This is a genomic window from Methyloversatilis sp. (genome assembly GCF_051861465.1).
Lineage (GTDB): Bacteria > Pseudomonadota > Gammaproteobacteria > Burkholderiales > Rhodocyclaceae > Methyloversatilis.
In genome coordinates this window covers 201538-215148 of record NZ_JBHYCQ010000004.1, presented here as the reverse complement: position 1 = coordinate 215148, position 13611 = coordinate 201538, and the positions used below count along the sequence as shown (strand labels likewise).

Annotated in this window: 9 protein-coding genes and 3 tRNA genes; 11 read left to right on the top strand and 1 reads right to left on the bottom strand. The window is 63.5% G+C overall.

Annotated elements, in window-relative coordinates; all coding sequences use genetic code 11:
* Positions 1-5 precede the first annotated feature (5 nt).
* From infB to ACTIFF_RS07410, 10 genes are all read left to right on the top strand, one after another.
* The gene (infB, locus tag ACTIFF_RS07455; protein WP_439536266.1) at positions 6-2747 is read left to right on the top strand and encodes a translation initiation factor IF-2; all 2742 of its coding nucleotides are present in this window, start codon (positions 6-8) and stop codon (positions 2745-2747) included.
* Positions 2748-2765: 18 nt separating this feature from the next.
* Positions 2766-3140 (top strand): 30S ribosome-binding factor RbfA, encoded by a 375-nt coding sequence (rbfA, locus tag ACTIFF_RS07450; RefSeq protein ID WP_439536265.1) that lies wholly within the window; start codon positions 2766-2768, stop codon positions 3138-3140.
* Position 3141: 1 nt separating this feature from the next.
* Positions 3142-4071: a tRNA pseudouridine(55) synthase TruB gene (gene truB, locus ACTIFF_RS07445; RefSeq protein WP_439536264.1), complete on the top strand. Its 930-nt coding sequence runs from the start codon at positions 3142-3144 to the stop codon at positions 4069-4071.
* 56 nt (positions 4072-4127) lie between these two features.
* Positions 4128-4397, top strand: a complete 270-nt coding sequence (gene rpsO, locus ACTIFF_RS07440) for a 30S ribosomal protein S15 (RefSeq protein ID WP_069040295.1) — start codon at positions 4128-4130, stop codon at positions 4395-4397.
* 158 nt (positions 4398-4555) lie between these two features.
* A complete protein-coding gene (gene pnp / locus ACTIFF_RS07435) occupies positions 4556-6643 on the top strand; it encodes a polyribonucleotide nucleotidyltransferase (protein ID WP_439536374.1) in 2088 nt (695 codons plus the stop codon).
* A gap of 88 nt (positions 6644-6731) precedes the next feature.
* Positions 6732-6808: transfer RNA gene (locus ACTIFF_RS07430), tRNA-Pro, on the top strand.
* A gap of 32 nt (positions 6809-6840) precedes the next feature.
* A tRNA-Arg gene (locus tag ACTIFF_RS07425) sits at positions 6841-6917 on the top strand.
* Positions 6918-6972: 55 nt separating this feature from the next.
* A tRNA-His gene (locus ACTIFF_RS07420) sits at positions 6973-7048 on the top strand.
* Positions 7049-7219: 171 nt separating this feature from the next.
* Entirely contained in the window at positions 7220-7684 is a 465-nt protein-coding gene (locus ACTIFF_RS07415; RefSeq protein WP_439536263.1) for a prepilin-type N-terminal cleavage/methylation domain-containing protein, read from the top strand.
* Entirely contained in the window at positions 7685-10399 is a 2715-nt protein-coding gene (locus ACTIFF_RS07410) for a putative bifunctional diguanylate cyclase/phosphodiesterase (protein ID WP_439536262.1), read from the top strand.
* A gap of 18 nt (positions 10400-10417) precedes the next feature.
* Here the strand turns inward: ACTIFF_RS07410 and ACTIFF_RS07405 are convergent, their stop codons facing one another.
* Positions 10418-11314 (bottom strand): recombination-associated protein RdgC, encoded by an 897-nt coding sequence (locus ACTIFF_RS07405; RefSeq protein ID WP_439536261.1) that lies wholly within the window; start codon positions 11312-11314, stop codon positions 10418-10420.
* 193 nt (positions 11315-11507) lie between these two features.
* On the opposite strand from ACTIFF_RS07405, the gene ACTIFF_RS07400 reads away from it, so the two are divergent.
* Positions 11508-13469, top strand: coding sequence for a DNA topoisomerase IV subunit B (locus ACTIFF_RS07400; RefSeq protein ID WP_439536260.1), 1962 nt, complete (start codon positions 11508-11510; stop codon positions 13467-13469).
* Positions 13470-13611: the final 142 nt, after the last annotated feature.

Below are 13611 nucleotides of genomic sequence, written 5' to 3'. Positions count from 1 at the left end.
CGTTGATGAGTGTTTCCCAATTTGCGACCGAGCTGAAAATGCCGGCTGCCGCGCTGCTCGAGCAGCTCCGGCACGCGGGTGTCGACAAGCAGAGCGAACGTGATTCGCTGACCGAGCAGGACAAGTCCCGCCTGCTCGACTACTTGCGTCGTCAGCACGGTGACACCGCGGGAAAGACGAAAATCACGCTGACCCGTCGCGAAACAACCGAAATCAAGGCGACCAATTCATCCGGTCAGGCGCGAACCGTTCAGGTGGAAGTGCGCAAGAAGCGCGTTCTGGTCAAGCGGGACCCGGCCGAGCTGCTGGCCGAAGAGGCCGCACAGAAGGCGGTTGCCGAGGCGCCGGTGGTCGAAGAGCTGGTCGTGCCCGAGCCGGTCGCGATTCCCGAACCGGCGGAAGTTCCGGTCGTGGTCCCGGTTGCAGAGCCGGAGCCAGAGCCGGAGCCTGTTGCAGCGGCAGTTGAAGAAATCGCTGTCGAGCCGGTACCGGAAATCGCGGTGGACGAGGCGGCTTCAGAGGTCGTTCCGGAGGCGCCCGTGCTGCGCGCACCGACGGCCCGCGAGCGCGAAGCCAAGCGCCACTCGGAATTGCTGGCAATCCAGGAACGCGAGCTCAAGGCAAAGAAGGAACGCGAGGTCCAGGTACGTCTCGACATCGAGGCGCGCCAGGTGCGTGCCCAGGAAGAGGAGGCCGCCAAGGAAAAGGCGGCGGCAGAGGCTGCAAAAGTCGCAACCGCTGCACCGAAGGCGACACCTGGAACCCTGCACAAGCCGGCCAAGGTCGATGACAAGGGTGCAAAGGCCAAACCGGCGCCTGCCGCCAAGGCGAAGCCGGGCACCGCATGGAAGGACGACGCAGCGAAGCGCCGCCAGATCAAGACCCGTGGCGATGCCGGTACCGGCGGCTGGCGTGGCGGTCCCAAGGGACGCAACCACCGCGACCACGACCAGGGAGGCCAGCAGCAGGCGCCGGTCGAGGCCGTGGTGCGTGAAGTGCTGGTGCCGGAAACGATTTCGGTGGCCGATCTGGCGCACAAGATGGCGATCAAGGCCACGGAACTGATCAAGGTGCTGATGAAGCTCGGTCAGATGGTCACGATCAATCAGGTGCTTGACCAGGAAACGGCCATGATTCTGGTCGAGGAAATGGGCCACATCGCCAAGCCGGCGAAGCTGGACGACCCGGAAGCCTTCCTCGGCGAAACCACGGAAGAGCACAGGGACGTCGAACTGCTGCCGCGCGCACCGGTCGTGACCGTCATGGGTCACGTCGACCACGGAAAGACCTCGCTGCTCGACTACATCCGGCGTGCCCGTGTGGCCGCAGGCGAAGCGGGTGGCATCACGCAGCACATCGGCGCCTATCACGTCGATACGCCGCGCGGCATGATCACCTTCCTCGACACACCGGGTCACGAGGCCTTCACGGCCATGCGTGCCCGCGGTGCAAAGGCAACTGACCTCGTGATTCTGGTGGTCGCTGCGGACGACGGCGTGATGCCGCAGACGCGCGAAGCCATCCACCACGCCAAGGCGGCCAATGTGCCGCTGATCGTGGCGATCAACAAGATCGACAAGCCGGGCGCCAGCCCAGATCGCGTCAAGCAGGAACTGGTGGCCGAGGGCGTCGTGCCGGAAGAGTACGGTGGTGATTCGCCGTTCATTTCGGTATCCGCCAAGGTCGGTACCGGCATCGATGAACTGCTCGAGAACGTGCTGCTGCAGGCCGAAGTGCTTGAACTGACCGCCCCGCGCGACGCGCCGGCCCGTGGTCTGGTAATCGAAGCGCGCCTCGACAAGGGCAAGGGCCCGGTGGCGTCCGTGCTGGTGCAGCAGGGCACGCTCAAGCGTGGAGACATCATTCTGTGCGGCCAGGTGTTCGGTCGCGTACGGGCCATGCTGGACGAAGCGGGCAAGTCGATCAGCGAAGCCGGCCCGTCCATCCCGGTCGAGATTCAGGGCCTGTCCGACGTTCCTGCGGCCGGCGACGAAGCGCTGGTGCTGGGCGACGAACGCAAGGCGCGCGAAATCGCGCTGTTCCGTCAGGGCAAGTTCCGCGACGTGAAGCTGGCCAAGCAGCAGGCGGCCAAGCTGGAATCGATGTTCGAGCAGATGGGCGAGGGCGAAGTCAAGGTCCTTCCGCTCATCATCAAGGCCGATGTGCAGGGTTCGCAGGAAGCGCTGGTGCAGTCGCTCACCAAGCTGTCGACACCGGAAGTGCGGGTGCAGGTCATCCACGCAGCGGTCGGCGGCATTTCGGAAACCGACGTCAATCTGGCGCAGGCTTCGAAGGGCGTCATCATCGGCTTCAACGTGCGTGCCGACGTCGGCGCCCGCAAGCTGGCCGAGAACTTCGGTGTCGACATCCGCTACTACACGATCATCTACGAAGCTGTCGACGAGGTGAAGGCGGCGCTGTCCGGCATGCTGTCGCCGGAAAAGCGCGAGAACATCCTGGGTACCGTGGAAATCCGACAGGTGTTCCGCGGCACCAAGATCGGCACCATCGCCGGCTGCATGGTCACCTCGGGTCTGGTCAAGCGTGGCGCCAGTGCGCGCCTGCTGCGCAACAACGTGGTCGTGTGGACCGGCGAACTCGAATCGCTCAAGCGCTTCAAGGACGACGTGAAGGAAGTGAAGGAAGGCTACGAGTGCGGCCTGTCGCTGCGCGGCTACAACGAAATCGAAGAACTCGACCAGCTCGAAGTGTTCGAGATCGAAGAGATTGCCCGCAAGCTGGCCTGATACCGGCCCGCCCATCAGATGAGCGAACGTTATTCACGCAGCGACCGGGTGTCGGAGGCGATCCGCCGCGAACTTGCGCAATTGATCGCGACCGAGTTGAAGGACCCGCGTGTCGGCATGATTTCGCTGACCGCGGTCGAGATCACACCCGACTACGCACACGCCAAGATTTTCTACACCACGATGGCAGAGGGTGAGGCGCTGGCGCATATCCAGGAAGGCCTGGTACGCGCCTCCGGCTTCCTGCGCCGCGAACTCGGTCGCCGGGTGCGCATCCACACGACGCCGGCGCTGCACTTCGTGCATGACGAGACGCTTGCACGCGCCGATCACCTGTCGCGCCTGATCGACAAGGCGCTGCATTCCGGCCCTTCCTCGAGCGGCGAAGACTGAGTTGCAGCCCCGATCGCGCTGGAAAGCGGTTCATGGTGTGCTGCTGCTTGACAAGCCCATCGGCCTGAGCTCCAACGACGCGCTGCAGAAGGCACGCCGCCTGTTCCAGGCTGCCCGCGCGGGTCACACCGGTACGCTCGATCCTCTCGCCAGCGGGCTGCTTCCCGTCTGTTTCGGCGATGCGACGCGCTTTGCCGGACTGATGCTGGATGCCGACAAGGAGTATCTCGCGCAGGTCAGGCTGGGCGTGCGCACCCGCACCGGCGACGCCGAGGGCGAAATCCTCGACACGCGTCCGGTCGACGTGAGTCTCGAGCGACTGCTGGGCGCACTGACCGCACACCGCGGCGACATCGAACAGATTCCGCCGATGCATTCTGCACTCAAGCACCAGGGCAAGGCGCTGTACGAATACGCGCGTGCCGGCGAAACCATCGAGCGCGCAGTGCGCCACGTACGCATCCACGACATCGAATTGCTCGACTGCGCAATGCCCGTATTTTCGATGCGGGTGCGCTGCAGCAAGGGCACCTACATCCGCACGCTGGCCGAAGACATCGGTGAAATGCTTGGCTGCGGTGCGCATCTGAGCGGCTTGCGGCGCACGCTGACCGGCCCCCTTTCGCTCGACACCGCGCATACGCTCGAAGCGCTCGCCGCACTCGACGAGGCGCAACGTATGGATAGGCTGCTTCCGCCCGACTGTCTTTTGCAGGATCTGCCGGCCTGCCAGCTCGATGGCGAGTCGGCACGACGGCTGATCCAGGGGCAGATCGTGTCGCTTGACGCCGTCGCGGACGGCGCGTCCATGGTCGAAGGACAGGTTACCCGGGCCTATGACGGCACCGTGTTTCTCGGGCTGGTCAGTGCATGTTCCGGTCGATTGCAGGTGAAACGCCTTTTGCCTCAGGAAAGTGGCCAAAAGGCTTGAGATTGCGCCGTTCTGGCGTATAATTTTGGGTTTTCCAGACGAGAGAGTTTAGATAGATGGCTATCGTTACCGCCGAAAAAGCCCGCATTGTGGCTGACTTCCAGCGCGTGGCCGGCGATACGGGGTCACCCGAAGTCCAGGTTGCCCTGCTGACCGCACGCATCAATGGCCTCACCGGCCATTTCAAGGAACACGTGAAGGACCACCACTCCCGCCGTGGTCTGCTCAAGATGGTAAGTCAGCGTCGCAAGCTGCTTGATTACCTCAAGCGCACCGATGCAGACAGCTATCGTGCGCTGATCGGACGTCTCGGGCTGCGCAAGTAATTGCTTCTGCAGACTACGGTCAAGCCTTCATCGGCCTGACACAACACACCGGCGTGAGTCCATGCGACTCCGCCGGTTTGTTTTTTGGCGGGCGCGCAAGTCCGCCGTGAATCGAAACGAAAGGAATCAACTTGCTTAACGCTACCCGCAAGGAATTCATGTTCGGCAACCAGAAGGTGGTGCTGGAGACCGGTGAGGTCGCCCGCCAGGCTGGTGGTGCCGTCATGGTGAGCATCGACGAAACCGTGGTGCTGGCCACTGTCGTGGCCTCGAAGACGGCCAAGCCGGGACAGGACTTCTTTCCGCTCACCGTGGATTACGCTGAAAAGTTCTATGCCGCCGGTCGCATCCCGGGTGGCTTCTTCAAGCGTGAAGGTCGTCCGAGCGAAAAGGAAACGCTGACGTCACGCCTGATCGATCGCCCGATCCGTCCGCTGTTCCCGGAAGGCTTCTACAACGAAGTGCAGGTCATCGTGCAGGTGCTGTCGCTGAATCCGGAAGTCGATTCCGACATTCCCGCTCTCATCGGCACGTCGGCAGCGCTGTCGATTTCCGGCATTCCGTTCAGCGGCCCGATCGGCGCGGCGCGCGTGGGTTACGCCAACGGCCAGTACATCCTGAATCCGACGGCCACCGAGCTGAAGACCAGCGAACTGAATCTGGTCGTTGCAGGCACCGAAGCCGCCGTGTTGATGGTCGAATCGGAAGCGATGCAGCTGTCGGAAGAAATCATGCTGGGCGCCGTCGTGTTCGGTCACGAACAGATGCAGGCCGCGATCAATGCGATCAACGAACTGGTCGAAGTCGCCGGCAAGCCCGAGTGGGACTGGCAGGCGCCGGCGCGCGACGAAGCGCTGTGGAACAACATCGTCGGTCTGGCCGAAGCCAAGCTGCAGGAAGCCTACCGCATCACGCAGAAGCAGACGCGCAGCCAGCGCGTGAACGAGCTTCGCAGCGAAGTCGTTGCGGCACTGACCGCCGATGCGGCCAACGCGCCGGATGTGAACACCATCAAGAATTACTTCTTCGACATCGAAGCGAGCATCGTCCGTAGCCGCATCCTCAACGGCGAGCCGCGCATCGACGGTCGCGACACGCGCACCGTGCGTCCGATCTACATCCGCAACAGCGTGCTGCCGCGCACCCACGGTTCGGCGCTGTTCACCCGCGGCGAGACGCAGGCGCTGGTCATCGCCACGCTGGGCACCGGCCGTGACGAGCAGATCATCGACGCACTGGGCGGGGAGTATCGCGACCGCTTCATGCTCCACTACAACATGCCGCCGTTCGCCACCGGCGAAGCCGGTCGTTTCGGCACGCCGAAGCGTCGCGAAATCGGCCACGGTCGTCTGGCCAAGCGCGCGCTGCTCGCCGTGCTGCCGCCGGCCGACGAATTCAGCTACTCGATGCGCGTGGTGTCGGAAATCACCGAATCGAACGGTTCGTCGTCGATGGCTTCGGTGTGCGGCGGCTCGCTCGCCCTGATGGACGCCGGCGTGCCGCTGAAGGCGCACGTGGCCGGGATCGCCATGGGCCTGATCAAGGACGGCAACCGCTTCGCGGTGCTGACCGACATCCTCGGTGACGAAGATCATCTGGGCGACATGGACTTCAAGGTGGCGGGTACCGACAACGGCATCACCGCACTGCAGATGGACATCAAGATCCAGGGCATCACGAAGGAAATCATGCAGGTCGCGCTGGCGCAGGCACATGAGGCGCGCAAGCACATCCTGGCGATCATGCAGGAATCGATGAGCGGCGCCCGCGAGGGCGTGTCGACCTACGCACCGCGTCTGCTGACGATGAAGATCAATCCGGAAAAGATCCGCGACGTGATCGGCAAGGGCGGCGCTGTCATCCGCGCGCTGACCGAAGAGACCGGCGCCACGATCGACATCGGCGACGACGGCACGATCACCATCGCATCGGTCAGTGCCGAAGCTGCCGAGAACGCCAAGCGCCGCATCGAGGCGATCACGGCGGAAGTCGAAGTGGGCAAGGTATACGACGGCACGGTGCTGCGTCTGCTCGATTTCGGCGCCATCGTCAGCGTACTGCCTGGCAAGGACGGTCTGCTGCACATTTCCCAGATCGCGAACGAGCGCATCGCCAACGTCGCCGACCACCTGAAGGAAGGTCAGCAGGTGAAGGTGAAGGTGCTGGAGACCGACGAGAAGGGTCGCATCCGCCTGTCGATGAAGGCGCTGCTCGCGGCGCCGGAAGCGACCGACACGCAGGAGTGATGACGGCGGGGCAGGGTGGTTTTTTCTTGATCCACTCGCCCTGCAGCCATTGACCGCGCGGCTTTGCGCCGGTAGTATCGCGCGCTCTCGGGGTGTAGCGCAGCCCGGTAGCGCGCTTGCTTTGGGAGCAAGATGTCGGGGGTTCGAATCCCTCCACCCCGACCAGAACATCGGTCCGCAACGCGGTAACTTAGTACCTGCCCGTAGCTCAACTGGATAGAGCAACGGCCTTCTAAGCCGTAGGTTGCGGGTTCGATTCCTGCCGGGCAGGCCAGTTGTATGTTGGCCCGAGAGTTTCAAACGCTGATCGCTCGATCAGCGTTCAAGTGGTGGCTGTAGCTCAGTTGGTAGAGTCCCGGATTGTGATTCCGGTTGTCGTGGGTTCGAGTCCCATCAGCCACCCCACTCTTCAAGTTGCCCCCGCAGTCCACCCATGCCATGGTCCGGGCTTCAAGGTCCGTCACTTGGCACGCTGAGTCCTCAAGCCTGCAATCCGATTGCCCGTTAACGCTCCTGCAAGCACAGGTCGATCATCAGATCCGATCATGTATTTCGAGTTATCGATGGGGGGCGGCCGTGCAGGGGCAATACCGGATTTCGGGATTCACGCTTGTAGAGCTGCTTGCAGTGGTCGCGATCATCGGAGCGCTTGTCGCGATCGCACTTCCGAACTACGAAGCCTATGTCGAGCGCAGCAAGCGAACTGCTGCGATGAGCGACATGACAAGCATCATGATGGCGATCGATCGTCATGTGATCCGGGCAAACGAATTTCCGTTTTCGCTCGCCGAGGTTGGATTCGGCGAGTTACTGGACCCGTGGAGAAACGCTTACCAGTACCTGCGCATCAGCGGCACGCCACGCCCGAATCGCGGTCAACTGCGCAAGGACAAGAACCTTGTGCCGCTGAACAGCGATTACGACCTCTACAGCATGGGCAAGGATGGGCGAAGCCAGAAACCGCTCACGGCTTCCGCCTCGCGCGATGACATTGTCCGCGCCGGTAATGGCGCGTTTGTCGGCCTTGCCGTCGATCACTGAATGTCTGTCCGCCTTCATCTGCGGAGCCGTTTCGGGCGCCGCCTCTTCAGCCGCTTCCTGATCGCAGCCCTGCTGCCGATGGCGGTGCTGGCGACCTTTTCCTACAGCGAGATGCGCGCGCAGTTGGTGGATCAGCTCCAGCACGGTCTGCGCAGTGACGGCAAGAGCCTTGGCATGGAGCTCATCAACGAGCTCAGCCTGCGCGTCGGCATACTCAAGGACAGCAGTACGGGCGAAGTCGAAGGCGACGCAAGTGGCTTCGTCTGGGTCAGGGACGAACGTGATCCGCAGGTGCCGGCGCTCGATGACGACGAAGTCCGGGCGCTTGCTGCACACGGCGCAACCGTCCGCCTTTACGGCGCGCACGCGCCTTTGCTTGTCGTGCGTCGGAGCACCGACAACCGCACACTTTACGGCCGCCTTGACCCGGCAGCCTTGTGGCAGAGACATTCGGTCGATACGCCCTATTGCATCCTCGACACGCTGCAACGCCCCATCCTGTGCACGCAGGGGCTGCAGCCCCCAAAGCTCGACCTGTCGTCGACGGATCGGACACCGATCACCGCATTGTCCAATGGTGTGCCCCACCTGGTGGGTCACTGGAGCGCCCACCTGGAAGGTCTTTACGGGGCGGGCGTTTTTCATGTGTTGACGACAGTCCCTGCACAATCGCTGACCTTGCCGCTTTCTCACCTTCGTTACGGATTCATCGCGATCTTCGCACTCGCGCTGGGCTTGATCGTGGCGATGGCGGCGAGCCAGATCGGCCGGCAGACGCAGCCGCTTGACGCACTGACCCGGGGGGTCAGGCGTCTTGCGCGCGGCGAAATGGACACCCGGGTCGACGTGCCGGGCGACGATGAATTCGCCCTGCTCGGCGCAACCTTCAATGCGATGTCCGATCGCCTGAAACGCAAGTTCAACATGCTTCGCCTGCTTGCAGAGCTCGATCGCGCTGTACTCGGTTCGGGCGAGCCGGCACGGGTGACCGAAGCCATTCTTTCGGGCGTGCTTGAAGCCATTCCCTGCGACGCTGCAGGCATCGCACTCATCGATGCGAACGGAACGGCCACCTATGCACGTGCGCATTCTGGCGACGGACAACTTTCTGCGCGCCTTGATGTATCGGCCGATGTCCTGACGCAGATCTGCAGCCTCTGTGTCGACGAATGGAACGATGTTTGGATCGACGTTGAATCGCTGCTGAACGGCAAGCCGCAACAGCCGGGCCGGGGTGCGCTGATGTTTCCAGTGCGCAGCCATGGGCGGCTCGACGGTCTGCTCGTGCTCGCCCTGGCGACCGATGGCCGGCAGTACGAGGAGGAAATCATCACCGCGGGACGCAATCTTGCCGATCGGATGTCGGTTGCGGGATCCAGCTTCGCGTGGGAGGAAAAGCTCTACCGTCAGTCACATTACGACGCCTTGACCGGCCTTCCGAATCGCACGCTGCTGCGCGATCGTGTGACGCAGGCGCTCACGCGGGCGGAACGGGAGAAGACGTCGGTTGCCGCCCTTTACATCGATTTCGACGACTTCAATTCCATCAACGAGGCGCTCGGCCAGACTGCCGGCGACAAGTTCCTCATCGAAGCGTCGCGCCGCCTTGAATCCCTCATGCGACCGGAAGACACGGTCGCCCGCCTTGCCGGGGACGAGTTCGTGATGCTTGTGACGGGTCTGGATGACGTGGGACGCATGCTGGTGCTGCATGGCATCGCTGAGCGTATCCACCCCTTGCTGGCGTCGCCGGTACGCCTTGAGGACAGGGATGTCATTTCGCAGGCAAGCATAGGCATCTCGCTCTACCCGGACAATTCGGACGACTTCGAATCGTTGATGAGCACCGCCGAAGTTGCACTTCACGAAGCAAAGAAGACCAGCCGTGGCGGCTTCAACTTCTATTCGCAGTCGATGAATGCGGCGGTAAGCGAGCGCTTCGAGCTCGCCCAGGCGCTGCGTCGTGCCGTTCAGAACGAAGAACTTCTGCTGCACTTCCAGCCGAAGGTGAGGGCGCACGATGGCGCCATCATGGGCGCCGAAGCGCTGATCCGCTGGCAATCGCCCACGCGCGGCCTGGTGTCCCCGGGCGCTTTCCTTCCGCTGATCGAGGATATCGGTCTGAATGGCTGGCTGACCGACTTCGTGCTCGACAAGGCATGTGCGCAGATGGCGGCGTGGGACAAGGCGGGTTTGCCGCCGATTCCAGTCTCGATCAACGTATCCCCGGCCGATCTGGGGACTGCGGATTTTTTCGACAAGATCACCGCGGCGCTGCAACGGCACGGTCTTTCGTCCGACCGGCTTGAACTGGAAATTCTCGAGACGTCCGAGGTCGGAGCAGGCGGCCCGGTACGCACGACCTTGCAGCGCCTGCGCGACGTCGGCGTGAAGATTGCGCTGGACGACTTCGGTACCGGCTATTCCTCACTGGTCTATCTGACTGAAATGCCGGCCGACATCCTCAAACTCGATCGCGCATTCATTCGCAACCTGGCCGGTGACGTGCGTCAGCAGGCCATCGTCCGGCAGGTCATTTCGCTTGCCCGCTCGCTTGGGTTCAGCATCGTCGCCGAGGGCGTGGAACAGCTTGCCCAGCGAGACCTGCTGGTCGACATGGAGTGCGATCTGATTCAGGGCTTCCTGTATTCCCGCCCGCTGCCGCCTGACGAACTGGCGGCCAAACTGCGCGGGAAACTGCCCATGGCGGCATAAGCCCGCGCGCGGTGCGTATCAGTGCGCGTCGGCGCCGCCCAGCGTCTCGATCAGCTGATCGATCAACCGGCCCAGTTCGCCCGTCATCAGCGCAAAGTCGGTGTCGAAGCGCTCGGCTTCATCGCCGCTGCCATCTTCCTTTTCGGTCAGCACGTCGAGCGGTGCGATGCGCTTCAGGGTCAGGGTTTCGGTCAGCGTGAAGGACACCCGTTCGGCCCAGGTCATCGCCAGACGCGTGCACTGCTTGCCGGCTTCGATGTGGCGGCGCAGATCTTCGGCTTCCAGTGCGTGGCGGGTGTAGCGCACCGTAGCCTTGGACTGGGTACTTGAGCGCAGTTCGGTGTCCTGATCGACGGTGAAGCCTGCGGGCGCCTCGTCGGACACGAGCCACGAAGTCATCGCCGACACGGGCGACAGCGCGGTCTGCAAGGGGCGGGCGCCGAGGTTTTCCAGGCTTTCGTTCAGCAGCTGCATCACCTCGTCGCTTTTTGCGCTGGCGGCGGCATCGACGACGATCAGGTTGCGCACCGGATCGATCCACACCCGGGTGTCGCGCGCGATGGCGAAGGCGCGCGGCAGCAATTCATTGGTGACTGCGTCCTTGATTTCGCGCATTTCCTTGCGGCCGGGCTTGTAGCCCTGCCGCTCCTCGATGTCCTGCGCGCGTGCCTTGGCGAACTGATTGATGACCGACGCCGGCAGCAGCTTCTTTTCGACCCGCAGCGCAATCATCATCTGGCCGGCCACCGCGTGTACCAGCGCCTCATCGTTGCGCGGCGATACCCAGCCCAGGCGCTGCATTTCGATGCTGGTACCGGGCTGGAAAGCCTGCGCAGCGAGCTTTTCAGCCAGCTGGTCGGGCGTTGCGGTGAATGGCGTGGAGAGGCGGTAGATCTGGAGGTTCTTGAACCACATGGCGTCGGCAAAAAGGGACGCAGTCTACACGAGCGATCCGCGAAGCCGCGCCTTGCCGGACAATCGGCTGCCACGCAACGTCGGTATCGACGGCGGGGCGCCATTGCATGCAAACTAGCGCACTTTTCGCGCGGCCCCGTCGGCGCGCGCTGTACCGATTGCCTCTGTTCCACCGACCTCAGCCCGCTGCGACATGAACAAACCCAGCAGTTACAACGCCGCCGAAATCCAGGTGCTCGAAGGCATCGCGCCGATCCAGAAGCGGCCGGACATGTACACGCGGACCGAAAGTCCGAACCACATCGTGCAGGAAATGATCGACAACGCCTGCGACGAGGCGCAGGGCGGTTTTGCCGACCGGCTGGGCGTGATCATGCACGCGGACGGCTCGGTGACGGTGGAGGACAACGGGCGCGGCATTCCGGTCGATATCCATCCGACCAAGGGCGTGCCGGCGATTGAGGTCATCTTCACCATCCCGCACTCGGGCGGCAAGTTCGAAGGCAAGGCCTACCGCATCGCGGGCGGCCTGCATGGCGTCGGCGTCACGGTCACCAATGCGCTGTCGAAGCGGCTCGAAGCGACCGTGAAGCGCGCCGGCCGCGAGTACGCGATTGCCTTCGACCACGGTGTGTCGCAGGGGCTGACCGAAGTCGGCAGCTGCCCGAAAACGCACAACGGCACGCGGGTGCGCGCCTGGCCAGACCCGCGTTATTTCGGCACGGCGAAGATCAAGCGCGCCGATGTCGAACATCTGCTGCGCGCCCGCAGCGCCATGCTGCCCGGCGTGCGCATCGTGTTCCAGGACGAGGAAAGCGGCGACACGCGCGAGTGGCACTACGCGAACGGGCTGGAAGACTATCTGCGCGAACAGCTGTTCGAGGCCATCGGCGACACGGCACCCGGCGCACCGCGTCAGGCCGTGTTCGCCGGTGCGCGCAGCGCACTGCCCGGTTACGACGCGGGCGAGGGCGCCGAGTGGGCGATCGGCTTCGTCGAAGGCGCCTCGGTGCGCGAATCCTTCGTCAATCTGATTCCGACCCCGGGCGGCGGCATGCACGAATCCGGCATGCGCCAGGCCTTGTTCGAATCGGTGAAGGACTACGCGACGCACCATGGTCTGATGCCGGCCAAGCTGGCACTGCAGTCCGAAGACGTGTCGCATCACGCCAGCTATGTGCTGAGCGCGCGCGTGCTGGAACCCCGCTTCCAGGGCCAGACCAAGGACAAGCTGAACAACCGCGAGGCGGTGAAGCTGGTGTATGAATCGATCAAGGATGCGCTCGACCGCTGGCTCAATGACCACGCGGCCGAAGCGCAGCGCATTGCCGGGCTGGCCATCCGCAGCGCGCAGTCGCGCGCGCGCGCCGGCAAGGTGGTGGAAAAGCGCGCCGGCTCCGGCGTCACCCTGCTGCCCGGCAAGCTGACCGACGCCACCGGCACGGTGCCGGAGCAGAACGAAATCTTCCTGGTCGAAGGCGATTCGGCCGGCGGCAGCGCCAAGCAGGCGCGCGACCGCACCTTCCAGGCGGTGCTGCCGCTGCGCGGCAAGGTGCTGAATACCTTCGAAATCGACGCGTCGGAAATCTTCGCCAACAACGAAGTGCACGACATCGCGGTGGCGCTGGGCATCGACCCGCACAAGCCGCACGCACCCGATACCGTGCTCGACGGCCTGCGTTACCACAAGGTGATCATCCTGTCGGACGCCGACGTCGATGGCGCGCACATCCAGACGCTGCAGCTCACGCTGTTCCTGCGCCATTTCCCGCGCCTCATTGCGCGCGGCCATGTGTTCATCGGCCAGCCGCCGCTGTACTGCATCAAGATCGCCCCGACCAGGGCACGCCCGGCGCGCCGGCTGTATGCGCTCGACGAAGCCGAACGCGACAGCATGCTCGAGGGCCTGATCAACGACGGCATCGCCGAAAGCGCGCTGACCGTCAGCCGCTTCAAGGGTCTGGGTGAGATGAATCCGGACGAATTGAAGGAAACCGCAATGAACCCGGAAACGCGACGGCTGATTCGCATCACGCCGGGCGCCGATGCCGATGTGGTGATGAACACCTTCACCATGCTGATGGGCAAGAAGGAAGCCGAGCGTCGCCGCCGCTGGATGGAACAGGAAGGCGACAGCGTGGTGCCCGATGCGTAATCGGAACCCTGTAGGTTGGGGTGAGCGCAGCGATGCCCAAAGACATCCGCCAACGCCGACTCATCTTTACCGGCTCGACTGCCACGCTGGCATGTTGGGCATCGCTGCGCTCACCCCAACTTACGGGATGCGTGTCGGGCAT